The sequence below is a fragment of the Nonomuraea marmarensis genome, assembly GCF_043197025.1.
GTDB lineage: Bacteria > Actinomycetota > Actinomycetes > Streptosporangiales > Streptosporangiaceae > Nonomuraea > Nonomuraea marmarensis.
This window is the reverse complement of the sequence record NZ_JBICRM010000004.1, coordinates 163,357-187,068: the sequence shown is the minus strand read 5'-3', so window position 1 is coordinate 187,068 and position 23,712 is coordinate 163,357. Positions and strand designations below refer to the sequence as shown.

At 72.0% G+C, this 23,712-nt stretch carries 24 protein-coding genes; 10 read left to right on the top strand and 14 right to left on the bottom strand.

The features are described 5' to 3' along the window. Positions 1-16 precede the first annotated feature (16 nt). Entirely contained in the window at positions 17-1,546 is a 1,530-nt protein-coding gene (locus ACFLIM_RS08250; protein ID WP_393163651.1) for a PucR family transcriptional regulator, read from the top strand. Between the two features lie 62 nt (positions 1,547-1,608). On the opposite strand, the gene ACFLIM_RS08245 is transcribed toward ACFLIM_RS08250, so the two are convergent. Further along, on the bottom strand, positions 1,609-2,358 hold the full coding sequence (locus tag ACFLIM_RS08245) for an SDR family oxidoreductase (protein WP_393163649.1): 750 nt from the start codon (positions 2,356-2,358) through the stop codon (positions 1,609-1,611). A 51-nt stretch (positions 2,359-2,409) separates the two neighbouring features. Here ACFLIM_RS08245 and ACFLIM_RS08240 point away from each other — a divergent pair, with 51 nt between their 5' ends. From ACFLIM_RS08240 to ACFLIM_RS08230, 3 genes are all read left to right on the top strand, one after another. Continuing rightward, on the top strand, positions 2,410-2,928 hold the full coding sequence (locus tag ACFLIM_RS08240; protein WP_393163647.1) for a TetR/AcrR family transcriptional regulator: 519 nt from the start codon (positions 2,410-2,412) through the stop codon (positions 2,926-2,928). Between the two features lie 133 nt (positions 2,929-3,061). Continuing rightward, positions 3,062-3,628 (top strand): ArsR/SmtB family transcription factor, encoded by a 567-nt coding sequence (locus ACFLIM_RS08235; protein WP_393163645.1) that lies wholly within the window; start codon positions 3,062-3,064, stop codon positions 3,626-3,628. Beyond that, complete coding sequence (locus tag ACFLIM_RS08230) at positions 3,628-4,914, top strand: MFS transporter (protein WP_393163643.1); 1,287 nt, start codon at positions 3,628-3,630, stop codon at positions 4,912-4,914. The genes ACFLIM_RS08235 and ACFLIM_RS08230 overlap by 1 nt, the downstream gene beginning before the upstream one ends. A 1-nt stretch (position 4,915) precedes the next feature. Here ACFLIM_RS08230 and ACFLIM_RS08225 read toward each other — a convergent pair whose 3' ends face one another. From ACFLIM_RS08225 to ACFLIM_RS08215, 3 genes are all read right to left on the bottom strand, one after another. Then, positions 4,916-6,544, bottom strand: a complete 1,629-nt coding sequence (locus ACFLIM_RS08225; protein WP_393163641.1) for a hydantoinase B/oxoprolinase family protein — start codon at positions 6,542-6,544, stop codon at positions 4,916-4,918. Beyond that, positions 6,541-8,565 (bottom strand): hydantoinase/oxoprolinase family protein, encoded by a 2,025-nt coding sequence (locus tag ACFLIM_RS08220; protein ID WP_393163639.1) that lies wholly within the window; start codon positions 8,563-8,565, stop codon positions 6,541-6,543. Before ACFLIM_RS08220 ends, ACFLIM_RS08225 begins: the two co-directional genes overlap by 4 nt. Positions 8,566-8,658: 93 nt before the next feature. Continuing rightward, entirely contained in the window at positions 8,659-9,000 is a 342-nt protein-coding gene (locus ACFLIM_RS08215; protein WP_393163637.1) for a hypothetical protein, read from the bottom strand. Positions 9,001-9,081: 81 nt separating this feature from the next. Between ACFLIM_RS08215 and ACFLIM_RS08210 the strand changes: the two genes are divergently transcribed. Next, positions 9,082-9,702: a YigZ family protein gene (locus tag ACFLIM_RS08210; RefSeq protein WP_393163635.1), complete on the top strand. Its 621-nt coding sequence runs from the start codon at positions 9,082-9,084 to the stop codon at positions 9,700-9,702. On the opposite strand, the gene ACFLIM_RS08205 is transcribed toward ACFLIM_RS08210, so the two are convergent. Beyond that, positions 9,703-10,941, bottom strand: coding sequence for an isochorismate synthase (locus ACFLIM_RS08205; RefSeq protein ID WP_393163633.1), 1,239 nt, complete (start codon positions 10,939-10,941; stop codon positions 9,703-9,705). A gap of 218 nt (positions 10,942-11,159) precedes the next feature. On the opposite strand from ACFLIM_RS08205, the gene ACFLIM_RS08200 reads away from it, so the two are divergent. Further along, the gene (locus ACFLIM_RS08200; protein ID WP_393163631.1) at positions 11,160-11,990 is read left to right on the top strand and encodes an SGNH/GDSL hydrolase family protein; all 831 of its coding nucleotides are present in this window, start codon (positions 11,160-11,162) and stop codon (positions 11,988-11,990) included. A 4-nt stretch (positions 11,991-11,994) separates the two neighbouring features. Here the strand turns inward: ACFLIM_RS08200 and ACFLIM_RS08195 are convergent, their stop codons facing one another. After that, on the bottom strand, positions 11,995-12,708 hold the full coding sequence (locus ACFLIM_RS08195; RefSeq protein WP_393163629.1) for an HNH endonuclease family protein: 714 nt from the start codon (positions 12,706-12,708) through the stop codon (positions 11,995-11,997). Positions 12,709-12,784: 76 nt separating this feature from the next. On the opposite strand from ACFLIM_RS08195, the gene ACFLIM_RS08190 reads away from it, so the two are divergent. From ACFLIM_RS08190 to ACFLIM_RS08180, 3 genes are all read left to right on the top strand, one after another. After that, positions 12,785-13,246 (top strand): fluoride efflux transporter FluC, encoded by a 462-nt coding sequence (locus ACFLIM_RS08190; protein WP_393163627.1) that lies wholly within the window; start codon positions 12,785-12,787, stop codon positions 13,244-13,246. 28 nt (positions 13,247-13,274) lie between these two features. After that, positions 13,275-13,634, top strand: coding sequence for a fluoride efflux transporter CrcB (gene crcB / locus ACFLIM_RS08185; protein ID WP_393163625.1), 360 nt, complete (start codon positions 13,275-13,277; stop codon positions 13,632-13,634). Between the two features lie 86 nt (positions 13,635-13,720). Next, complete coding sequence (locus ACFLIM_RS08180; RefSeq protein ID WP_393163623.1) at positions 13,721-14,641, top strand: S1C family serine protease; 921 nt, start codon at positions 13,721-13,723, stop codon at positions 14,639-14,641. A 2-nt stretch (positions 14,642-14,643) separates the two neighbouring features. On the opposite strand, the gene ACFLIM_RS08175 is transcribed toward ACFLIM_RS08180, so the two are convergent. From ACFLIM_RS08175 to ACFLIM_RS08160, 4 genes are all read right to left on the bottom strand, one after another. Continuing rightward, positions 14,644-15,993, bottom strand: a complete 1,350-nt coding sequence (locus ACFLIM_RS08175) for a glycosyltransferase family 4 protein (protein WP_393163621.1) — start codon at positions 15,991-15,993, stop codon at positions 14,644-14,646. A gap of 259 nt (positions 15,994-16,252) precedes the next feature. Then, entirely contained in the window at positions 16,253-16,405 is a 153-nt protein-coding gene (locus ACFLIM_RS08170; RefSeq protein ID WP_393163618.1) for a hypothetical protein, read from the bottom strand. An 87-nt stretch (positions 16,406-16,492) separates the two neighbouring features. Beyond that, on the bottom strand, positions 16,493-18,349 hold the full coding sequence (locus ACFLIM_RS08165; protein WP_393163616.1) for a GTP-binding protein: 1,857 nt from the start codon (positions 18,347-18,349) through the stop codon (positions 16,493-16,495). Between the two features lie 195 nt (positions 18,350-18,544). Next, a complete protein-coding gene (locus ACFLIM_RS08160) occupies positions 18,545-19,576 on the bottom strand; it encodes an Rv2578c family radical SAM protein (protein WP_393163614.1) in 1,032 nt (343 codons plus the stop codon). 134 nt (positions 19,577-19,710) lie between these two features. Between ACFLIM_RS08160 and ACFLIM_RS08155 the strand changes: the two genes are divergently transcribed. Continuing rightward, on the top strand, positions 19,711-19,992 hold the full coding sequence (locus tag ACFLIM_RS08155; RefSeq protein ID WP_393163611.1) for a DUF3040 domain-containing protein: 282 nt from the start codon (positions 19,711-19,713) through the stop codon (positions 19,990-19,992). 107 nt (positions 19,993-20,099) lie between these two features. On the opposite strand, the gene ACFLIM_RS08150 is transcribed toward ACFLIM_RS08155, so the two are convergent. Genes ACFLIM_RS08150 through ACFLIM_RS08135 form a run of 4 tightly spaced genes read right to left on the bottom strand, consistent with a single transcriptional unit; the run spans position 20,100 to position 23,660 of the window. Continuing rightward, positions 20,100-21,314, bottom strand: a complete 1,215-nt coding sequence (locus tag ACFLIM_RS08150; protein WP_393163609.1) for an ABC transporter permease — start codon at positions 21,312-21,314, stop codon at positions 20,100-20,102. Further along, on the bottom strand, positions 21,311-22,063 hold the full coding sequence (locus ACFLIM_RS08145) for an ABC transporter ATP-binding protein (RefSeq protein ID WP_393163607.1): 753 nt from the start codon (positions 22,061-22,063) through the stop codon (positions 21,311-21,313). The genes ACFLIM_RS08150 and ACFLIM_RS08145 overlap by 4 nt, the downstream gene beginning before the upstream one ends. Continuing rightward, the gene (locus ACFLIM_RS08140) at positions 22,060-23,118 is read right to left on the bottom strand and encodes an efflux RND transporter periplasmic adaptor subunit (protein ID WP_393163605.1); all 1,059 of its coding nucleotides are present in this window, start codon (positions 23,116-23,118) and stop codon (positions 22,060-22,062) included. Before ACFLIM_RS08140 ends, ACFLIM_RS08145 begins: the two co-directional genes overlap by 4 nt. Continuing rightward, complete coding sequence (locus tag ACFLIM_RS08135; RefSeq protein ID WP_393163603.1) at positions 23,115-23,660, bottom strand: hypothetical protein; 546 nt, start codon at positions 23,658-23,660, stop codon at positions 23,115-23,117. Before ACFLIM_RS08135 ends, ACFLIM_RS08140 begins: the two co-directional genes overlap by 4 nt. Between the last annotated feature and the right edge of the window lie 52 nt (positions 23,661-23,712).

Here is a 23,712-nt window from a genome sequence, read left to right as displayed (position 1 = left end):
GGGAAGGGGTCTCGTGGTGAGCGCGGTGCGGGGGCCCGGGTGGGAGTCGCCCGTCACGGTGGCCGAGCTGGTCAACGCCGGGCCGCTGGCCGGGGCCAGGATGTACGGCTCCGGTGAGAAGCCGGTGCACCAGGTGCGGATCGTGGATGAGCTGTCGGTGCTCGGCGCGGTGGCGCCGCACACGGCGGTGGTGCTGATCGGGGCGGCGGCCAGCGGCGGATGGGCGGTCGAGATGGCCATGCGCCGGGCCTGGGAGCAGGCGGCGGCCTGCGTGATCGCGCCGTCCGGCGGGCTGAGCGCGGGCTCGGGCGAGGTGCTGGCGGAACGCCTCGGCGTCACGCTGATCTTCGTGGACGAGGATCCGCTGATCATCGCGGTCCGGGTCGCCTCGGCCGCCTCGCGCCCGGAGGCGGCCCGCACGCAGCTCGTCGCCCGGTGCGCCACCCGGCTCGCGGACGCGGGCGCGTCGGCCCGCCGCGTGCTGGGCGTGCTGAACGCCGAGCTGCCCGGCACGTCGGTGACCTTCCTCGACCGGTACGGCCGCCACCTGGCGGGCCGCCAGAGCATCGCCCGGCCGTCGGCCGAGCCGGAGCCCGAGGCGGGTGCGCGATGGGCGGCGGAGGTGGAGGTGCTCGACCCGGAGGACGTGGAGCTGGGCGCGCTGGTGGCCGTCGGCTCGTCGCGTTCGCCCGGGTGGCCGTCGGTGGTGCGTACGGTGCTGGGGCTGGCGACCGCGCCGCTGACCGCGTGGGCCGCGCACGAGCGCCTGCGAGCCTCGCGCGACTTCGCCCGGCAGGCGGCCCTGGCCGAACGCGTCCTCGCCGAAGCCACCGGGATGGGGTTCGAAGAGGCCCAGGACGCGGGCGAGCCCGCGACGGCTCCGGGCGAAGCGGGCGCCGACCTCGGCCGGCCGCGGGCGCTGGCGATCGCGCTGGGCTGGCCCGTGCAGGGCCGCATCACCGGCTACCACGTGCGCCCGGCCCGGGAGGTGGGCGACGCCTCACTCGCTCAGACGCTGATCACGGCCGCCGTCGGGCAGGTGCCGGTGCTGCCCAGGGGCGAAGGCTGGGCGGGCTGGGCGGCGCTGGAACCGGCCAAGCTGGCCGAGCGCCTGGAGCGCTGCGTCGAGACGATGCCGTGGCCGTGCGCGGCCGGCGTGGGCGCGCCGGTGGAGGGGCTGGACTCGGCGGAGGAGACGCTGCTGGGCGCGGAGGCGGCGGCGTTCGTGGCGAGCCCGGGTACGGTGGCCCGCGCCGACCGGATGGGCCCCGCCGAGCTGCTCGGCGCGCTCCCGGCAGGCGTGCTCCGGACACCCGCGGCGGTCGTGCTGCGGCCGCTGCTGGAGATCGACAAGGACGGCACGCTGCTGGAGACGCTGGGTGCGGTCCTGGACGAGGGCGGGGCGCTGAAGGCGGCCGAACGCCTGGGCGTGCACCGCAACACGGTCACCACCCGCCTGGAACGCATCAAGTCCGCGGGCTTCGACCTGGACGACGCCGCCACCCGCCTGGCCCTCCAGCTCGCCTGCCACGTGATGCACCACTGACCGCCGCGCCCGGCTTGCGTGATCGCGATGCGCCACTGACGGCGCCGTACCCGCGTGATCGCTCAGAACCTCGTGGTCATGCCGCCGTCCACCGGGATGGTCTGCCCCGTGAGGTAGGAGGCGGCGTCGCCGGCCAGGAACACCACCACCCCGGCGACCTCCTCCGGCCTGCCCCAGCGGCCCAGCGCCGTACGGCGTTCCAGCCAGGCGGTCCATTCCGGGTCGGCGGCCAGCTCGGCGTTCACCTCGGTGGCGAACGTGCCCGGCGCCACGCCGTTGACCGTGATCGCATGCGGCCCGAGCTCGGCGGCCAGCGCCCTGGTCAAGCCGTCGAGCCCGGCCTTGGCCACGGCGTACCCGATGTCGCCCGGCCTGCCGAGCCGGCCGAGCACCGACGACACGTTGATGATCCGGCCGGGCGCGCCGCGCCGTACGAGATCGCCCGCGACCAGGCGGCTCAGCCCGAACGCGGAGACGAGGTCGACGTCCAGCAGCCGGGCCAGCTCCCCGGAGGTGAACTCGGCCAGGCCCCGCCTGTCGCGCTGGCCCACGTTGTTGACCAGCACGTCCACCGCCCCGCCGCGCCCGGCCACCGCCTCCAGCGCGCGCCCGGCGGCGTCGAGGTCGGTCACGTCGAAGGCGGCGAACTCCACCTCCATCCGCCGGGCGAGGTCGGCCAGGTAGGCGTCGTCGCGGCCGTTGAGCACCACCCTGGCCCCCGCGCCGGCCAGCCCGCGGGCCATCTCCAGCCCGAGCCCGCGGCCCGAGCCGGTCACCAGCGCCGTACGTCCCCGCAGCGAGAACCCGTTCATGGGCGCTACCCTTCCTACTGAAACGCTCGTTTCAGTGAAAGGATATCCGGCGTGCCGGACTCACGTCGATCCCAGCTCCTCACCGCGGCCTACGACTACGTCCTGGAACACGGGCTGTCGGAGATGTCCCTGCGCCCGCTGGCCAAGGCGACGGGGACGAGCCCCCGGGTGCTGCTGTACCTGTTCGGCTCCAAGGACGACCTCGTGCGGGAGATCCTCGCCAAGGGGCGGGCGGAGGAGCTGCGGCTCATCGCCGCCGTCGCCGCGGCAGGGGGCGGGTTCGACGAGCTGGTGGAGCGGTTGTGGGCGTTCGTGTCGGCGCCGGAGCAGCGGGCGACGATCCGGCTGTTCTTCGAGGCGTACGTCGCGTCGCTGCGGGCCGAGCCGGGGCCGTGGCGGGACTTCGCCCGGCAGTCGGTGCACGACTGGTTGCGGCTGCTGACGGACGCGCAGCCGGGCGTGCCCGCGGACGTGGCCGAGGCCCGCGCCACCCGCACGCTCGCGCTGCTGCGCGGGCAACTGCTGGACCTGCTGGCGTGCGACGAACCCGGGCGCCTGGCCACGCCCTGACACCCACGGCGTGGCCGTCACCGGCAGCCGCGCGGGCACCGGCTCGCCCTGCTGAAGGGCGTCAGCCTGATTGCAAACAGTTCTTCGCGAAAAATCCTTTGCGAAGAACTGTTTGCGGTTTAGTCTTCGAGGCATGACAGAACCCAGCGAGAGCGTGGTCGTCCTCGATGCCAAAGGGCTGCGGGCCCTGGCCCATCCGGTGCGCGTACAGCTCGTGGACCTGCTGCGCAAGCACGGCCCGTCCACCGCCACCCGGCTGGCCGAGCGCCTGGGGGTGAACTCGGGCACGGCCAGCTACCACCTGCGCAGGCTCGGCGCGGCGGGATTCGTCGAGGAGGACACCGAACGCGGCAACGCCCGCGAGCGCTGGTGGCGCTCGGTCCACCGCGTCACCCGCCTCACCGACGACGAGTTGTCGGAGCGGGAGCCCGAGGCGGTGCTGGCGTACATGCAGGCCGTGGCCGCCCAGTACAACCTGCGCACCCAGCAGGCGCTGAACGAGTTGCAGACCATGCCCAGGGAGTGGCGGCGCGTGCTCGACCTGAGCTCGTTCGCGCTGCGCCTCACGCTGGAGGAGGGACTGCGGCTGCGCGAGGAGCTGACCGAGGTCGTCTCGCGCTACCGCCGGGACGGCGGTGAGGCGCCTGAGGGCGCGGTGCGGGTCTCGTTGATCACGCAGGTTCTACCGGAGGTCCTCTGATGGGGCGGCGTGGGTCGTTACGCCCGATGGCCGGGGTGCTCGCGGCCATGGCGGTGTCGCTGACCGGGACGCGGGTGTCGGCCATCGCGCTGCCCTGGTTCGTGCTGACCACGACCGGGAGCGCGGCGCAGACGGGGCTGGTGGCGTTCGCGGAGATGGCGCCGTACGTGATGGTCAAGGCGCTGCTCGGACCGCTGGTCGATCGAGTGGGGCCGCGCCGGATCTCGTGGGTGACCGACGTGGTGAGCGCCGCGGCTGCCGGGGCCGTGGTCCTGCTGCACGCGCTGGACCTGCTGCCGCTGGGTGCGCTGATCGCCCTGGTCGCGGTGGTCGGCGCGGCCCGCGGGCCGGGGGACCTGGCCAAGGAGGTCATGGTTCCCGAGGCGGCCGAGCGCGGCCGGGTGCCGCTGGAGCGGGCCACCGGGCTGATGGGCGTGACGGAGCGGCTGGCCCAGACGGTGGGGCCCGCGGCGGGCGGTGCGGTGGTGGCGCTGCTCGGGCCGCTGGCGAGCCTGGTCATCAGCGCCGCCTGCTTCGCGCTCGGCTCCGTGGTGGTGGCGTGGGCGCTGCCGCGCGGCATGGGGCACCGCGCACCGGCGCAGGGGGAGGAGGAGGGGTACTGGCGGCGGTTCGGCCAGGGTTTTGCGTTCCTGCGCGGTGAGCCGCTGCTGCTCGCCATGGCCGTCATGGTCGGCGTCACGAACCTGCTCGACGCCGCCTTCGGCCAGGTGCTCGCGCCGGTGTGGGCCAAGGAGTCCGGCCACGGACCCGCCGTGGTGGGGATGAACAGCAGTGTGATGGGCCTGACGGCGGTCGGCGGCAGCCTGGTCGCGGCGGCGGTGGCGCACCGGATGCGGCGCCGGCCGGTGTTCTTCATCGCGTTCCTGCTGGCCGGGCCGCCGCGGTTCCTCATCCTGGCCGCCGACGTGCCGGTGTGGGCCATGGTGGCGGTGTTCGCGGTCAGCGGGTTCGGCGGCGGGTTCCTGAACCCGATCCTGGGGGCGATCTCGTACGAGCGGGTGCCGCGGCACCTGCTGGGCCGGGTGAACGCGCTGGGGAACTCGCTGGCCTGGGCCGGCATCCCGCTGGGCGGGCTGCTGGCCGGGGTGGCGGTGGCGGCCGCCGGGCTGGCGCCGGTGCTGCTGGCGTGCGGGGCGGCCTACGGGCTCACCACGAGCCTGACGGGGCTGCGGCCGGAATGGCGGGAGATGGACCGGCTACGCGGCCGGGGGACTCCCGCCGTACCAGCACCAGGGGGACGTGCTGGTACGGCGGGAAGCCGGTGACTCAGGGGGTGATCAGGCCGTAGGTCAGGTCTTCGGCGGTGGCCGTGGGGGAGCGGCGGGCGGGCGGGCCGTAGCCGCCGCCCCCGCCCGTCTCGCAGCGCAGCACGTCGCCCGCCTGCACCGGCAGCGCGTTGGCCTTGAGCATGCGGCGCTCGTCCGCCGCGCCCGGGTTCAACGTCACGCGCGGGGGCGCGCCCGCCTCGCCGCCCGCCAGGCCCCACGCCGGGGTGACCGAACGTTCGAACCACAACGACAACGAGGTGTCGCCGCAGAACTCGTACTCCCGCACCACCCCGTCCCCGCCCCGCCACTGCCCCGCCCCGCCGGTGTCCGGGCGGATCTCGTAGCGGCGCACGCGCACCGGGAACAGCGTCTCCAGCACCTCGATCGGCATGTCGCGCAGGGCGCCGTTGACGTTGTTGATCAGGCAGGTCTCGCCGTCCCCGCCCTCCCAGGCGCCCCAGCCCCCGACCGTGGCCTCCTGCGAGACGTACAGCTTGCCGGTACGCGGGTCCGTGCCGGTGAACTGCACGATCATCGAGTCCCCGTACGAGGCCGCCGCCGCCTTGTCCGGCAGCACCCGGGCCAGCGCCCTGACCACCAGGTCGATGAGCAGCCCCAGGTGGGAGTAGTAGTACTGGCACGCGGCCGGCGACTCGGCGGCCAGCATCGAGCCGGGCCGCGTCTCCACCGTCAGCGGGCGGAACGAGCCCCCGTTCAGCGGCACGTCACCGGAGACCAGCAGCTTGTACCCGACCCGGACGGCCGCCACGGCCTGCGCCGCGCCGCAGTTGACCGGCCCGAGCGCCTGGTCCGCGCAGTTGGTCAGGTCCACGTGCATCGACTCGTCCGACACCACGACCGTCACGTTCACCGGCAGCGGTGTGCCCAGGGAGATGCCGTCGTCGTCCAGGTAGCCGGCCGCCTGGTAGACGCCGTCGGGGATGGCCGCGATGGCCGCCCGCTCCAGGCGCTCGGTCTGGGCGAAGATCTGGTCGCGGGCCGCCGTCACCGTGTCCAGGCCCCACCGGGAGACGATCTCCTTCAGCCGCCGCTGGCCCGTCATGGCGCAGCTCACCTGGGCGCGCAGGTCGCCGAGCGTGGCGTGCGGGAAGCGCACATTGCGGGCGATCAGCTCGTGCAGGTCACGGCAGGGCTCGCCGCCCGCGTACACCCTCACCGGGCCCAGCCGCAGCCCCTCCTGGAAGATCGACGTGGAGTCCATCGACCCGCCGGGGTCCTTGGAGCCGACGTCCAGCCAGTGCGCCCGCGACGCCGCGAACCCGGCCAGCTCCCCGTCCACGAAGATCGGCCCGTAGACGGTGACGTCGTTGAGGTGGGTGCCGCCGATGTAGGAGTCGTTCAGCGCCCACACGTCGCCCTCCTCCCAGACCTCCCGCCCGTACAGGCGCTCGGTCTCGCGGGTGCACACCTCCAGGTTGCCCAGGAAGATCGGCAGCCCCGACGACTGGCCGAGCACGTTGTGCTCGCGGTCCAGCAGCGCGACCGCGCAGTCCTTCGCCTCGTAGATCACGGGCGTGTAGGAGCTGCGGATGAGCGTGGTATTCATGTCCTCCGCCGCCTGCAGCAGCGCGCAGCGGATGATCTCCGTGGTGACGGGGTCGATCACGTGTTCACCTTCACGATGAGGAAGCCGTTGTCGTCCACGGTGGCCAGGCAGCCGGGCGGGATGACCGTGGTCGCGGTCTCCTCGACCACGATCGCGGGCCCGGCCAGCTCACCGTCCAGGCTGGAGCGCCGCAGCACCGGCGTGCTGTGCACCCCGCCGTCGAAGATCACATCCCGTACGTACGGCGCCCCGTCGTCCGGTACGCCCGCCGAAGCCGCACCGGTACGCGGGAACGAGCCGAACCCCGTGCTCCGCAGCCGGACGAACTCCACCGGCGCCTCGGGCGTCGCGTGCCCGTAGCGGCCGGTGTGCGCCTCGGCGTAGCGGGCCGCGATCTCCGCCAGGAACTCCGGCTCGGCGGGCTCGAAGCAGTCGCGCAGCGGGATGGTCAGCGTGTAGTCCTGCCCCTCGTACCGCATGTCCAGAGCATGCTCCACCCGGCGCCGCTCCTCAGGAACGCCCTGCGAGGAGAGCGCGTCCAGCGCATCCTGCTCCAAAGTCACGAGATTTCCGGACATGTCGCCGCCGTCGAGCGCGTCCTGCGACCGGAAGTACGGATGCGTCAGATCCCGGCGCACATCCGCCTCCAGCATCCCCCACGCCGAGAACGCCCCGGGGAACCGCGGCACGACCACCTTGGAGATCCCCAGCTCGCGAGCGATGAGCGCGGCGTGCATCGCCCCCGCGCCCCCGAACGCCACCAGCGCGAACTCCCGCGGCTCCACCCCGTGCTCCACCGTCAGCGTGCGGATCGCCTGCGCCATCTTGGCGTTGGCCACGTCGCAGATCCCCTCGGCGAGGTTCAGCGGATCGTAGTCGAGCTCCTCGGCCAGGGTGGCGATCGCGGTGCCCGCCGCCTCCACGTCCAGCGTCATCAGCCCTCCTGCGAACCAGGCCGGGTCCACCCGCCCGAGCACCACGTTCGCGTCGGTCACCGTGGCCCGGGTGCCGCCCCTGCCGTAACAGGCGGGCCCCGGCACGGCTCCGGCCGACTCCGGCCCGACCCGCAGCGCGCCCGCCTCGGTGTAGGCGATCGAGCCGCCGCCCGCGCCGATCGTGTGCAGGTTCACCACGGGCATGAGCACCGGGTAACCCTCGATGTGCGCCTCGGCGCTGACGTCGGGCCGCCCGTTCACGACGAGCGACACGTCGAACGACGTGCCCCCCATGTCGATGCAGATCGCGTTCTTGCTGCTCATGAAACGGGAGGCGGCCACGCCGCCCATCGTCCCGCCCACAGGACCCGACAGCAGCGTCTGCAACGGCCGGCGCATCGCGTAGGAGACGTTCACCAGCCCGCCGGACGACTGCATCACGTGCACCGGCACCGCCAGGCCCCGCTCGGCGAAGCGCCGCTCGATCCTGGCCAGGTACCGGCGCACGACCGGCCCCGTGTACGCCTCCAGCACCGCCGAGGAGGTCCGCTCGTACTCGCGCCACTCCCGCGCCACCTCGTGCGAGAGCACCACCAGCACGTCGTCGCCCAGCTCTTCGCGCAGGATCTCACCCGCCCTGACCTCGTGCGCCGGGTTGGCGTAGGAGAACAGCAGGCACACCGCCACCGCCTCGAACCCCTCCTCCCGCGCCCGCCGCGCCGCCCGCCGCACCGACTCCTCGTCCAGGGGCACGAGCTCCTGACCCCGGTAATCCAGCCGCCCACCGGCCTCCATCACGTCCTGGCGCGGCACCAGCGGCGCCGGTTTGCGGTAGCGCAGGTCGAACATGCGATCACGGTTGCCCCTGGCGATCTGGTAGACGTCCCTGCCGCCCCGGCTCGCCAGCAGCAACACGCGGGCGCCCTTGCGCTCCAGCAGCGCGTTGAGGCCCTGCGTGGTGCCGTGCACGAAGAACGAGATGGCGGCGGGATCGTGCACGACCCGGCCGAGCGCGGCGAACACGCCCTCGGCGAGGTCTCCCGGGGTGGTGGGCGCCTTCGAGGCGGTGACGGCTCCGGTCCGCTCGTCATAGCAGACGACGTCGGTGAAGGTGCCGCCGATGTCCATGGCGACGCGATAGCTCATGCGGGAAACCGTATGCCCGCGGTGATCGCGCCCGCATGTGCGCCCCGCACAGGGCCGGCCGGACGTTCAGTGCATCCTGCCGCGAACGGTAGATCAGCGCGGCGGCTCGACCCCCGTGCCGTCTCCCGCGGTCACGGGGACCCGGGGCAACATGGCGGCAACCTCTCGAGCCAGGATCGGGTCGGCCCGGAACGCCTCCGTGATCGCCGACCTCAGCGCCGCGTGGCTGGGCTCGTCATCCGGCTTGGCGCCGGCCACCCGCTCGATCACCTGCCTGGATCGCGCGTCGCCGCGGCCGAAGACCCGCTGCAGGATGCGCGAGCCCCGGGCGACGGGGGTGTCGGCGGCGAGTTCCATGGTCTTGGCCAGCACGCTGCCGCCGTAGGCGCCGATCGCCGAGGTGACAAAGGGCATGACGTCGTCCGCGGTGCCCATGTGACCCTCCCGTTGGTCCTTGGTGGAATGACGAGATGGTAGCTCCCGTGGCCCGGACGGCAAGGGCATACCCTGTCGAATGTGTCCGCCTCGTACCTCACACTCAACGCCGGCGTCGAGCACGAGACCGAGGCGCGGCGCTCGCGCTTCATCTGCGCTCTGTCGCCCGCGCGCACCGTCGAGGAGGCGGCGGCCTTCATCGGCCAGCGCCGCCGCCAGCATCCGGGCGCCAGCCACAACTGCACCGCCTACGTCATCGGGCAGCGCGTGCAGAAGGGCGACGACGACGGCGAGCCGGGCGGCACCGCGGGCACGCCGATGGTGCAGGCCCTGGTCGGCAGGGGGTTCAGCGACGTGGTGGCGGTGGTGACCCGCTATTTCGGCGGCACCCTGCTCGGCGCGGGCGGCCTGGTGCGCGCCTATGGCTCGGCGGTGACGGAGACCCTGGACCGGGCGGAGCCGGTGCGCATGGTGCCGGCCAAGCTCGTCACCGTCGCGGTCGCGCACGACCAGGCGGGCCGGGTGGAGAACGACCTGCGCGCCTCCCGTTACGCGGTGCGCGACGTGACGTACGCGAGCAGCGTCACCTTCTCGGTGGCGGTGGGCGAGGACGAGGTGGCGGCGTTCGCGGACTGGGTGGCCACGCTGACGGCCGGCCGGGCCCGGGTGGACGTGGGCGACGACATCCACGTCCCGCAGTGATCACCCCTCCAGCGCGTACTGCATCACCCTGAACTTGGCCTGGGCCTCGGCCAGCTCGGCGGCCGGGTCGGAGTCGCCCATGATGCCCCCGCCCGCGAACAGGCGCGCCCGCCGTCCCTGGACGAGCCCCGAGCGCAGCGCGATGCCCCACTCGCCGTCACCGTGGGCGTCGATCCAGCCCACGGGACCGGCGTACCCGGCCCTGTCCATGCCCTCCAGCTCGCGGATGACCTCGATCGCGGTGCCGGTCGGGGTGCCGCCGACGGCCGCCGTCGGGTGCATGGCCGCGACCACGTCCAGCACCGACGCCCCGTCGGCCAGCCGCCCGCTGACGTGGCTGGCCAGATGCTGCACGTTGGGCAGCACCAGCAGCTCGGGCTCGTCGGGCGTCTCCAGCGAGGAGCAGAGCGGGGCGAGCGTCTGGCGTACGGAGGCGATCGCGCACTCGTGCTCGTGCCGGTCCTTGGGCGAGGCGAACAACGCGGCCCCCCGCGCGAGGTCGTCGGCGGGACCGGTGCCGCGCGGGGTCGTGCCGGCCAGCACGAGCGACTCGATCTCCTGCCCCGTGCGCCGGATCAGCAGCTCGGGCGTGGCGCCGACCAGGCCCGCGACCGAGAACGTGTAGCACTCGGGATAGCGCCGGGCCAGCCGGGTGAGCAGCAGCCGCACGTCGATGGGCCGCTCGGCGGTGGCCAGCAGGTCACGCGCGAGCACCACCTTCTCCAGCCGGCCGTCGCGGATGCGCCGGGCGGCGCGGGCCACGACGTGCTCCCACTGGAGGGCGGACAGGCTGCCGTCGCCGTAGCTGATGCGGCCCGGCCCATGGATGGGGGACATGGGGGAGTACGTCTCCAGCGGGGCGTCGCCGATCGTGGTGAGCCAGGCGTGGCCGTCGCGGCGGGCGAGCACGGCCTGCGGCACGACGAGGACCGAGCCGTGGGCGTCCTCGTCGAAGGTGAAGCTGCCGAAGGCGACCGGGCCCGAGCCGGGAGTGCGTACGGCGTCGTCGACGTGGGCATCGCCCAAGACGGTGGCCAGCCACTCACGGGCCCAGCCGAATCTGCCGGGGCCAGGGGGCACGGCCACCCGGGCGGCCTCTCCCCAGCCGACGAGGCCTTCGCCGTTCTTGACCCAGGCGTAGGGTGCCGTCCTGGGCAGGGATGCCAGCAGGTCACCGGGGTCGCCGACAGGGGTGGTGCGAACCGGTAGCGGGCGGGTTGTTCCGAGCGCGACACTCACTCGAGACACTCTATGCGGGAACTGAACACGTTCGACTCAGACCCCCGTGAATGCGGGGTTACGGTCGATGAACCCGGAAAAACCCGGACGTTGAGCCGATTTGGCCGCAACCTGATCGCCTGTGGTCTGTCAAGCAGCGATATGAAAGCGGTCCTGAAATGGCAGACCTTGCCGTGACGCCATAGTCGGCCGATGATCGGCTCCCTACCTTGGTGCCCATGATCGGTCGCCTGGGGTCCGTCCTCGCCGCAGTGGTTGTCCTCTCCCCGACAGGTACGGCACAGGCCTCGGCCCAGCCCGTGCCCGAGATCATGGCCGCGCTCGGCGACTCCATCTCCACCGGGTTCAACGCCTGCGGCTGGTACGTCTCCTGCACCTCGCGTTCCTGGTCCGCCGGTGACAACAAGCAGGTGACCAGCCACTACCTGCGCCTGTCCACATTGTCTGGAACGCTCCAGAAGCACAACCTCAACTTCGCCGTCCCGGGATCGACCAGCGCCGACCTCCTCGGCCAGGTGAAGAAGGCGATCGAGGCCAAGGCCGGCTACGTGACGATCCTCGTCGGCGCCCAGGACGCGTGCGTACGCACCGAGCAGGCGATGACGTCCGTGCAGACCTACCGGCAGCGGCTGGACGCGGCGCTCGCCGAGCTGCGGGCCGCGATGCCCGCGGCCAGGGTGCTCTTCTCCAGCATCCCCGACCTGCGGCGGTTGTGGCAGGTGGGCAAGGGCAACCCGCTCGCCCGCACGTTCTGGACGGCGGGCCGCATCTGCCAGACGATGCTGGCCAGGCCGACGTCCACCAAGGCCGCCGACACCGAGCGCCGGGCCAGGGTGCGGGCGCGGGTGATGGCCTACAACCGGGAGGCGGCCGAGGCGTGCGCCGCGTTCGGGCCCGGTTGCGACACCGACGGGGGAGCGGTGTTCGCCTTCCCGTTCACGCTCGACCACGTCAGCAAATGGGACTACTTCCACCCGAACACCGCCGGGCAGCGGATCATCGCCGAGCAGACGTTCGAGAACGGCTTCGAGTGGATCGACCCGCGCTGACGGCTCAGCGGCACTGGGCGAGCATGATCTTCTTGTCGGCCGCGGTGACGGGCACCTCGTACTTGAGCGCGACCTGCGCGAAGCGGGTGACGTAGGCGCAGCGGATGCGCCGCTGCGGCGGTAACCAGCTCGCCGGGCCAGAGGCGTCCTTCTGCTCGTTGGCGGCGCCGTCCACCGGCAGCAGGTTGAGCGGGTCGTTGGCGAAGTCGAGCCGCTTGGACATGGACCAGCGCGGCGCCCCCATGCGCCACCCGTAGTTGAGCGGCACCACGTGGTCGACCTGCACCGCGTCCGGGTCGTCCTTGTGCCAGTGGATGATCCTTCCGGTGTAGGGGTCGGTCAGCTCCATGGAGACGACCTCGCAACTCGAGCCCGCGCGATACCTCACCTCCTGCCCGTCGCGGGCCAGCAGGTCGTCGCGGGTACGGCAGCCGTTGCGCGCGTACGGAACCCCGGTGGCCGTGTCGGCCCAGTTCTCGCCGTACCTGGTGCGCTCGTACCCGGTGTTGGGGCCCATGCCCTTGACGCGCAGGCCTTTGATGAGGTCGCGTGCTCTGGCCTTGTCGGCGTCGGAGATGATGGGGGCCAGGCCCGGTAAGGTTCCGCCGGCGTTGCCCAGCGGGCTGGCCGCGGTGGCCGGCCGGGTCTTGGCGCTGCCGATGAAGGAAACGACGATGATGGCTCCCGCGAGGAAGGCGATCGCGTCCTTCGTGCTCAACCAGTCCTCCCGTGGGCTACAACAGGTTGTCTAGAGAAATTCCCGGCATCGACCGTTTTGACACGGGGAGGGTTATGTGACTGATCGTCCGATCGATCCGGACGTCGATCTCCACGTGCCCGCACAGCGGGCCGAGCTGCACTGGCCGGTGATCGTGGCGATCGCGGCCGGTGGCGCGCTGGGCGCGCTGGCGCGGCACGGCGTGCAGTCGGCGCTGCCGACGGGAGCGGCGGACTTCCCGTGGGGGACGTTCTGGGTCAACGTGTCGGGCTGCCTGCTGATCGGGGTGCTCATGGTGCTGATCACCGAGGTACGGCAGGCGCATCGGCTGGTGCGGCCGTTCCTCGGGGTGGGGGTGCTGGGCGGGTACACGACGTTCTCGGCGTACGCGGTGGACTTCCAGCGGGCGGTGGCGGCGGGGGCGCCGGTGACGGGGCTGGTCTATCTGGGGGCGACGATGGCGGCGGCGGTGCTGGCCGTGGCCGCCGGGATGTGGCTGACCAGGCGGATCGCCAGGGTCCAGGCGGGTGTGCGATGACGGGGGCCGGGCCCCGGATGGGCGTCCGATGACGGTGGTTCTGATCGTGCTGGGGGCGGCCGTCGGGGCGCCGTTGCGGTACCTGGCGGATCGGGCGGTGCAGGCGCGGCACGAGACCGTGTTCCCGTGGGGGACGCTGACGGTCAACGTGGCCGGGTCGGCGCTGCTGGGGTTCCTGGCCGCGCTGCCCGCGGGCGACGGGGTGATGGCGCTGGCGGGCACCGGGTTCTGCGGGGCGCTGACGACGTACTCGACGCTTGGTTATGAGACGGTGCGGCTGCTGGAGGAGGGGGCGCGCTTCCACGCGGTGGCCAACGCCGCGGCCAGTGTGGTGGCCGGGCTGGGCGCGGCCTACTGCGGCGTGGCGCTGGCCCAGGCGGTCGCCTGAGGTGCCCGCCGAGCCCGGCGCTCTGGGAACACGGAACGGTGGTCGCAGAGTTAACGTGTAATCCTGTAAGCAAAGGAGTGCACGTGATGGCGGATCCCCTCGACGCCTACTCGCGCGTCGTCTCTTCCGTGGCGGCCGAGTTGCTGCCGAAAGTGGCCAGCGTGCGGGCCGGCCGGGGCAGCGGGTCCGCGGTGGTGTTCACCGCCGACGGGTTCCTGCTGACCAACGCGCACGTGGTCGGCTCCTCCCGCGCCGGCGCGGTCGCCTTCGCCGACGGCAGCTCCGGCGACTTCGTGGTGGTGGGCCGCGACCCGCTGTCGGACCTCGCGGTGATCAGGGCACAGACGGCCACCCCCGCGCCGGCCGAGCTGGGCGACAGCGACGAGCTGGTGGTGGGGCAGCTCGTCGTGGCCGTGGGCAACCCCCTCGGGCTGGCCGGCTCGGTGACCGCCGGGGTGGTGTCGGGCCTCGGGCGCTCGTTGCCCGCCCGCAGCGGCGCGGCCGTACGGCTGATCGAGGACGTGATCCAGACCGACGCCGCGCTCAACCCGGGCAACTCCGGTGGCGCGCTGGCCGACTCGCGGGCGCGGGTGGTCGGCATCAACACGGCGGTGGCCGGGGTCGGCGTCGGGCTGGCCGTGCCGATGAACGCCACGACCCGGTCCATCATCGCCGCGCTGATCAGGGACGGCCGGGTCAGGCGGGCGTTCCTGGGGCTGGTGACCTCGCCCGCGCCCTTGCCCGAGCAGTTGCGGCGGCGTACCGGGCAGGATGGGGCGCTGCGGGTGGTGGAGGTGGTGCCGGGCTCGCCCGCCCACAGGGCGGGGCTGCGCGCCGGCGACCTGGTGCTGAGCGCGGGCCGCAGCCCGGTGGGCGACGCGCAGAGCCTGCAGCGGCTGATGTTCGCCGACGCGATCGGGCGGCCGCTGCCGATCACCGTCTATCGCAACGGCGCACTCGTGGACGTCATCGCCGAGCCGGTGGAACTCACCGGTTCAGGCGTCTGACCTCAGCGCGACGCCTCTTCCGGTGAGACCTCAGCTTGTGGCGCCGGTGCCGGTGGCGCTTCGGGCGACGGGGTTTCGGCCGATGGACGCTCGGGCCTGACGTACGTGCCCGTGCGGCGGGCCAGCAGCTCGGCCAGCAGCGCGTCCCACTTCTGCCCCACCGCGTCCACGTCGTAGCCGTGCGCGGTCTCCAGCGCCCGGGCGGCCAGGTCGCGGCGCAGCCGCTCGTCCTCGATGACCCGGATGATCGAGGCCGCCAGGTTGGCGTTGGTACGCGGCTTGACCAGCAGCCCGTCGACCTCGTCCGAGATCATCTCCCTGGGCCCGTGCGGGCTGTTGAAGCTCACGATGGCCAGCCCCTTGGCCATGGCCTCCAGGATGGTCATCGGAAAACCCTCGTGCCGCGAGCTGAGCACGAAGATCGACGCCTTCTCCAGCTCGGCGCCCACGTCGGAGGTGGGCCCGGGAAGCTCGACCTTGCCTTCGAGACCCGCCTCGACGATCTGCTGCGCGAGGACCTCCTCCTGCGGTCCGGCGCCGAAGATGCGCAGCTTCCAGTCGGGATGGGCGGCGGCGACCGTCTGCCAGGCGGTGATGAGCCGATGGAAGCCCTTGATCCGGGTCATCCTGCCGATCGCGATGGCCACCTTGGCATCGAGCTTGGCCACGTCGCCCGTCATCGGCGGCACGGCGTTGGGGATGCGGATCAGCTTCTTCGGCTTCTTCGGCAGCGTCTCCCGATAGTCGCGCAGGTCGGCCTTGGTGAGCGTGACCAGGGCGTCGAGGCGGCGGTAGCGCCACTTGATCAGATCCTGGATCGCCTCGGCCTGGGTGCGCAGCGCCACGTGCTCCTGCCCGATCGTGATGACGCTGGGCAGCGCCAACTGGGCAATCGCCAGATTGAGCCCGGGGCGGGTGGCGATCAGCACGCCCGAGTCGAGCGAGCGGATGTAGCGGGCCAGCTTGAGGTCGGTCCACAGGTTGAAGCGGTGGTAGGCCGACTCCTCCTTGGGAATGATCCGGCTCGGCATCTTCGACAACACCGCCCGCAGCGGGTCGGGGCTGGGGCGGAGCCGATCGTCCAGGAAGCGGAACTTCACCCGCGGATCGATGGGGAAGAACGGCTCCTCGGCCTCCTTCAGGACGCTCACGATCTCGACGTCGTGCTCCCTGGCCAGGTATCCGGCCAGGTTGAACACGGTCCTGATCGTGCCGCCCATGCCGTGGGCATGCAGCAGCAGGATCCGGACCTGCCTGGTCGAGGGCGGCGGCGCCTGCTGCACCTTGCGCCGGTTGTACCCCCGATACAGCCGGACGACGGCCGACTTTCCCTTGCGTGCCAGTGCGCGCACCTGAGAATTCCCCTTATGTCGCCTGAAGAAGTCACAACACACGTGGCCGGCGGAGAGGAGCATGCCTCACCACCGGCCATTATCCCGCGTTCGATGGAGTGCACCGTTCATCCCCTGTGCGCTTTCCCCACCTATGATCTTTAGACGCTCGCAAGGTCGCAAAGGTTGCATGCGCGGCGCTGCCGGGGATCCGGAGTACGCGGCGGTCGATCGGACAGCCGTGGCCCGGGGGCCTCGGCTGTCCGATCACGTCACCCGGTCAGATGGCCGTATGGCCTGGCGCCCGGGTCACCCCTTCGTCCGTCCGCTTGCTGGTGTCCCGCTTCGTCTCCTTGGCCTGCCGGCTGGTCTTGATGGCCTGCTTCTTCGACTTGCCGGTCTTGGCAGCGGGTTTCTTCTTCGTGTCTGCCATGGAAATCCCCCCCTGTACGAACGAGGTGCACCGGATTGGTACACCAAGCCCCTTAATACCCATCTAGCGGCGAAACCGACATACCGCTTATCGCAGGCGCCGGTCCCCGGACGCTTCGGACCACCACACGCCCTCGCCATGCGACAGCCCGGGCAGCCGCTGCTCGAACTCGTGCACCACGGCCGCCGGGAGCTCGCCCTCGATCACCCACGTGTCGTCGCGCCTGACGCTGTCGCGCAACTCGCCGCCCAGCACCGCGAGCTTGGCGGTGACCGCGCTGAACGTCTCCACCGGCACCTCCAGCTCGAACCGGTGGCAGGGCTCGTACACGGTGGTGCCCGCCAGGCGCAGCGCTCGCATGAGCACGATCGGCGTCTGTCCCCGGAAGTCGGCCGCCACAGTGATGGGGGCGTTGTAGCCGGTCCTGGTCAGCGTGACCGTGACGTCGGTGACCGGCCAGCCGTGCGGGCCGTCGTTCAGCGTCAGGCGTACGCTTTCCTCGATCGCCCGGTGGAAGGCCAGCGGCAGCGACCCGAGATCCACCTCCAGCCGGTAGCCGACGCCTTCACCCGGAGCGGCCGGCTCGACGCGCAGGCCGACGGTGGCCATGAAGTCGTTGTGGCCGTGGCGCCGCATCTCCTCGATCGCTTCTGCGGTGCCCGAGGGGCGTTCGAAGTAGACGGGGCGACTCGGCTCGAACTCGGCCTCGACGCCGAAATCCCTGGCCAGAGTCTCGCCGATGACCTCCTTCTGCACCTCCCCGTACAGCAGGACCGACGTCTCGCCGCCCGCCAGCGTGCGGGTGCCGATCAGGGGGTCCTGCTCGGCGAGGGTGAGCAGGGCGGCGTGCAGGCGGGGCTCCTGGCCGGGTACGCGGGGGCGTACGACGGTCTCCAGGCTGGGCGGGGTGAAGTGGGCCTGGTCGGCCGGCCCCGGCTCGCCCAGGTGGTCGCCGACACGGATCTCCGGTACGCCCCACGCCTTGACGATGTCGCCCGCCACGGCCTGCCGCCGGTCCGGGGAGCCGACGACGGAGAGCGCGGTCAGGCGGCCGTCGTACGCGTGGACGCCCTTGTGCCGGTAGAAGGTGAGGGGCTCGCGCGCACGCAGGGCGCCCGTGCGCACCCGCAGGTAGGCCACCTTCTCGCCGGACGCGGCCCGCTCGATCGCGAACACCGTCCCCCGCGCGGGCCCGTCCCCGGCGCGAGATTGGGGTACGGCGGGGAGCAATCCGAAGCCGTCGAGCAGCTCGGCCACGCCCTGCCCGGTGATCGCCGAGCCGAACAACACCGGATGCGCCACTCCGTCGGCGCACTGCCGCGCCAGCGATGACCGTACCTGCTCGCCGTCGGGCACCTTCCCGTCCACGAGCAGCTCCAGCAGCCCGTCGTCCCGCTCGGCCAGCACCTCGGCCGCCTCCTCCGTGGAGGCGACGGCGCGGGTGGTGGCCGCGGGGGTCCCGATGTCGCGCACGGTGTTCAACGCGACGATGTACGGCGAGAGCCGCCGCCGTATGTCGGCCAGCAGCTCCCGCTCCCTGGCCCCCGCCCGGTCGATCTTGTTCACGAAGATCAGTGTGGGCAGGCGCAACTTCCGCAGGGTCTTCATCAGGACCCGGGTGTGCGGCTGGACGCCCTCGACGGCCGACAACACCAGCACGGCGCCGTCGAGCACGCCGAGCGCCCGCTCCACCTCGGCCACGAAGTCGGCGTGGCCGGGCGTGTCCACCAGGTTGACCCGCAGGTCACCCAGGGTGAAGGAGGCGACGGCGGTGCGGATCGTGATGCCGCGGCGGCGTTCGATCTCGCCGGTGTCGGTCTGGGTGCTGCCCCGGTCTACGCTGCCGAGCCGGTCGATCACGCCGGTCTCGAACAGCAGCCGCTCAGTGAGGCTGGTCTTGCCCGCGTCTACGTGCGCGAGGATGCCGATGTTCAGGATGTGCATGCTTGGAGGAGCCCTCGAGAACTCTCGTGCCAATGGGGCGCTGGGAGATTCCGAGGCGGCGCCGCATCTCATGCTCCTGATCGTCGGCCGGCAATGCCCGTCCATCCTGCCACCGCCTGCCGGGCGCGGGCCAACGATTTATCCGCACCTTGGGACAGCGATATCCGCACCTTGGGACGCTGCGCCCGCAGGGCCTCACAAGAGCCGGAGTTGTTCCGGCTGGGCGGGGCGCGGCGCGTGGCGGGGTGGGAGGCGGCGGGCCATGGCTGGGGTGGCGCGGCCGACGCCGTGGTGCTTCGCCAGCTCCTTGACCTGGTCCGTGATCCGTTGCTGGTAGGACTTCGGGGCGTAGGCGCCGCGGCCGTACAGCTCCAGGTAGCGCGGCACCAGCCGGGGGTGCTCGCGTGACAGCCAGGTCAGCCACCACTCGCGCGCCCCCGGCCGCAGGTGCAGCACGATCGGGACGATGTGCGTGGCGCCCGACTGGGCGATCTCCTTGACCGTACGCTCCAGCTGGTCGGGGGAGTCGGTGAGGAAGGGCAGGATCGGCGCCATCAGCACCCCGCAGCCGATGCCGTTGTCGTTGAGCGTCGCGCAGACCTCCAGGCGGCGGCGCGGGTTGGGGGTGCCCGCCTCGACCGCCCGCCACATCCCCGGATCGACGAACCCGACCGACACGTTGGCGCCCACCTCGGTCACGTCGGCGGCCTCGGTCAGCAGGTCGAGGTCGCGCAGGATCAGCGTGCCCTTGGTGAGGATCGAGAACGGGTTGGCGGCGTCGCGCAGCGCGCCCAGGATGCCGCGCATCAGCCGGTAGCGGCCCTCGGCGCGCTGGTAGCAGTCGACGTTGGTGCCCATCGCCACGTGCTGGCCGCCCCATCGGGGCGAGGCCAGCTCCTTGCGGGCGAGCTCGGCGGCGTTGACCTTGACGACGATCTTCGAGTCGAAGTCCGCTCCGGCATCCAAATCTAGATATTCATGTGTTTTTCGAGCAAAGCAGTAAACACACCGGTGGCTGCAGCCGCGGTAGGGGTTGATCGTGTACTCGAACGGCACCCGGCTGGCCCCCGGCACCCGGTTGATGATGGATCTGGCCCGGATCTCGTAGAAGGTCATGCCCTTGAACTCGGGCGTGTCGAACGTGCGGGTGACCGCGCCGCGAGCGAACAACGGCACGGCCGGATCGTCCTGACCGGGCCCGGTCAGGCGCAGGTTGTCCCAGCGCATGCCATGATTAGAACAAAGGTTCGAGCTTGATCGCAAACCGAAAAGAGGTTGCAATTACCTGGTAAGCGGGGGGCTAATGATCTTCAGGGTTGGGCAGAAAGACGCACGAGAGCTTGCGTTCGGGAGGTGCACCTATGGCCTGGTCGCAGGACGAGGAGCGGATGCTGGCACAGATCGAGCAGCACCTCGTCGACGACGATCCGCGACTAGTCGCACGGCTCGAGTCGTTCAATGAGCGGGTTCGTCGCAGCGAGGCGAGGTCGAAGGGGGAAGGCGGCGCCAGACGCCGGCCCCGGCGCTCGACGGTCATCATCCTGATCAGCTGGCTGCTCATCGCCACGTTGATCGCCACACTTCTGATCATGGTTCTACGTCACGAGGCCGCCGCCGCGATGGCCCTGGCCGCCGCCTTCTGACCCCTGGGTGATTCCTTTTTTGTGCAGACCCGCTTCTCAGGCGGCGGCTTGCAGCCTGTAGACGAGCACGGCGCCTTGGAGCGCACGGGCCGGGCCGCGGGTGGGGGTCAGGTGGTGGCGAGGGCCACGGTGGGGGAGAGGCGGGCGGCTCGCATGGCCGGGTAGATGCCCGCGATCGTGCCGATCAGCAGGGTCGCGGCGATCGCCCCGCCCAGGGCCCACGGCGGCACCACCGGCGGCCAGTTCCTCGACAGGGCGTAGGCCGTGGTGGCCAGTGCGCCCAGCACCGCTCCCACCAGCCCGCCGAGTGCCGACAGCAGCAGTGACTCCGACAGGAACTGGATGCGCACCTGGCCCCGGGTCGCCCCGAGCGAGCGGCGCAGGCCGATCTCCTTCCTGCGTTCCAGCACCGAGATGACCATCGTGTTGGCCACCCCGACGCCGCCCACGAGCAGCGCGACCGCGCCCAGGCCCAGCAGCAGGTTGGTGAAGGCGCCCGTGGCGGCGGCTTTGGCCTCCAGGGCGTCCGACGGCCTGCTCACGGTGACCTCGTCCGGGTTCTCCGGGTTGACCGTGCGCGGCAGCACCGCGCGTACCGACTCCACCGCCTCGTCCGATGAGCGCTCGTAGATGGTCGTGGGGTAGCCGTCGAAGCCGAGCAGTTCCTGCGCGGCCGGGAACCCGACCAGGGCCGAGCGTTCGATCTCCGGGGCGAGCGGCATCGGCCCGAGAATCCCGATCACCGTGAACCAGCGGCCGCCCATCCACACCTGTACGCCGGTCCTGGCCAGGCCGAGCCGTTCGGCCGTGGCCGAGCCGAGGACGACGGCCGGTTGGGCGGCGGTGGCCGCGTTCAGCCAGGTGCCCTTGGTGACCGCGCCCTCCAGGGTGGCCAGCAGGTCGGTGCTGGCAGCCTGTACGGCGATGCCGCCGGTGACGGAGTCGGGGATGTGGTTGTTGCGCCGTACGGTGGCCTCGACGCTGCCGGTGGCGGCGGCCGTCCGGACCGGGCGGATGCGCTGGACCATGGCCAGCGCGCCGGTGGGCAGCTTGGCGTCCTCCCCGAACATCGTCTGGCCCGGAGCGACGGTCAGCAGGTTGGTGCCAAGCCGGTCGAGCTGGCGCAGGAGTTGCTCGCGGGAGGAGGACGAGATCCCGATCACGGCGATCATCGTCGCGATGCCGATGGCGATGCCGAGCGCGGAGAGGATCACCCTGGTGGGGCGGGCGCGCAGCCCGGCGGCGCCGACTCGCAGCACGTCGCCGGGGCTGAGCCTGCCCGGGGCCAGCCGCTCTCCTGCTGCGGCTCGGGTCCGGGTCATCGCCTGGCTCCTTTCAAGAGCTCCACGGGGCTCAGGTGGTCGTGGTCGTGGCCGTCGACGATCAGGCCGTCGCGCAGGCGTACCTGGCGGCGGCACCAGCCGGCGATCTCGGCGTCGTGGGTGATGATGGCGACGGTGGTGCCGGACTCGTGCAGGCCGGCCAGCACGGCCAGCACGTCGGCGCCGGCGGTGGAGTCCAGGTTGCCGGTCGGCTCGTCGGCCAGCAGCAGCGGCGGGTCCCCCGCCACGGCGCGGGCGACCGCCACCCGCTGCTGCTCGCCGCCGGACAGCTCCGACGGCTTGTGCCGGAGCCGGTGCCCGAGCCCGACCCGTTCCAGGGCGGCGGCGGCCCGGTCGCGGCGGGCGCGGCGGCCCATGCCGGTGTAGAGGAGGCCGTCGGCCACGTTGTCCAGCGCGCTGACCCCGGGCGCCAGGTGGAACTGCTGGAAGACGAACCCCAGGTGGCGCGAGCGGAGCGCGGACAGCTCGCGGTCGGACAGGGTGGCGATGTCGTGCCCGGCGATGCGCACGGTGCCGGTGGACGGCTTGTCGAGCGTGCCGATCATGTGCAGCATGGTCGACTTGCCGGACCCCGACGGGCCGACGATGGCCAGCAGGTCGCCGCGGGCGATCGTCAGGTCCACTCCGCGCAGCGCGTGCACCTGGCCGGGGTAGGTCTTGGTCACCGCGCGCAGCTCCACGATGGAGGGCTCCGATTCCGGGCGGGGTCCGGGCGAAGAGCCGGTCATTGGGCCGGCACCCCGACCTTCATGCCCTCGGCCAGCCCGGCGCCTTCGATCTCCACCAGCCCGCCGCCGAACGCCCCTGTCTCCACCGGCACGATCCTGGTGGCCGGGCCTTCCACCACCTCGACCCCGAACCCGCCCTCGCGCAGCGCCAGCAGCGCCTCCACCGGCACCGCCAGCACGTCCGAGTGGCGTTCGCTGGCCATCTCCACCTCCACCGGCGCCTGGTCCAGTTTCGTCTTCGGCGGTTTGGCCAGTGTGATGTCCACGTCGATCGTGGTGCTCGTGTCCTGGTCCTGGCCCGACGTCTCCGCCACCGTCCCGACCGACGTGATCGTGCCCCTGGCCTGTTCCCCGCCGGGCAGCGTCACCGTGACCTTGGCGCCCTTGCGGGCCAGCGACTGGTCGCCGGTGTCGAGGTCCACGTGCACCAGCCGCCGGATGCCGCTGACCGTGAGCGCCTGCTGCCCGGGAGCGGTCCTGGCGCCGACGGTGGCCTTGGCGTCCGTCACGCGTACGGCGGCGGGCTGGAACACGACCTGGGCCGCGTCCACGTTCCCGGTCTCCGCCAGCCCGCGATCGTCCTGCCACTCCTTGACCGCCTGCGAGGTGGCGTAGCTGAAGTGGTCGTCCACGGTGAGGTAGTCGCCGTACCCGAGCGCCTTGAGGTTACGCTCCAGCTGCTCCACGTCGGGCCCGTCGGACACCCCCTGCTGCAGGGTCCGGTACAGCGGCAGCCTCCCGTACATCAGCACCAGCGGCCTGCGGTCCACCCTGAGCAGCGGGCGGCCGCGGCGGATCACCGCGCCCTCGGCAGCGACCCACGTCACGGTGCCGGAGGCGCCCGAGGCGAGCCGCCGTTCGCCCGCGTACGTGAGCGAGCCGTCCACGGTCTTCGTCTCCACCAGGTCCTGCCTGGTGATGTCCGCGGTGGCGGGCACCGGGGGCTTGGCAGGCGTGGCGGCGCCGGTGACGCCGTCGTTCATGACGGCCACCGCGGTCCATGTGACGGCGGCGGCCAGGACGGTGCCGCCGCCCAGCGCGAGGCCCTTTCTCACGGCTTGCCTCCACCAGAGGTGATCTTCCGGCCCTTGGCGAAGCCGGGCTGGTACTGCTCGCAGGCCTGCTGCGCGGCTTCGAGCTTCTCCTTCGAGCCGCCCCTCATCTGGATGCGCAGCCCTTCGCCCGGCTTGGGGTCGGGCATGTCCACGCCGTGCTGGCGCATGCACTGCGCGAACTTGACCATCTGGTCGAAGTCCTGCTGGCTGGGCGGGGTCTGGTCGCGCACGACGGAGTCCATGATCGGCTGACACGCCTTGTGGGCCTTCTCGACCTTGTTCTGGTCCGTGCCCGGCGGGATCTTCAGCTCGATCCTGCCGCCCGTGGGGTCGGGCATGTCGATGCCGTGCTCGCGCATGCACTGGGCGAACTTCAGCCCCGCCTCCTGCGCGTCCATCGTGGCCGACGGGGAGGCGGTGGGCTTGGCGGACGTGGTCGCGCCGCTCGCGCTGACCACGCCGTCGTCCTTGGCCGCCGCGCCGCCGCACGCGGCCAGCGCCAGCGTGAGGGGGACGGCGACCAGCAACAGCCGTACGTTCATGGCTTTCGCTCCTAAGCGCCCCGGGTCCTTCGCCCGAGGTGCGGCCTCACTC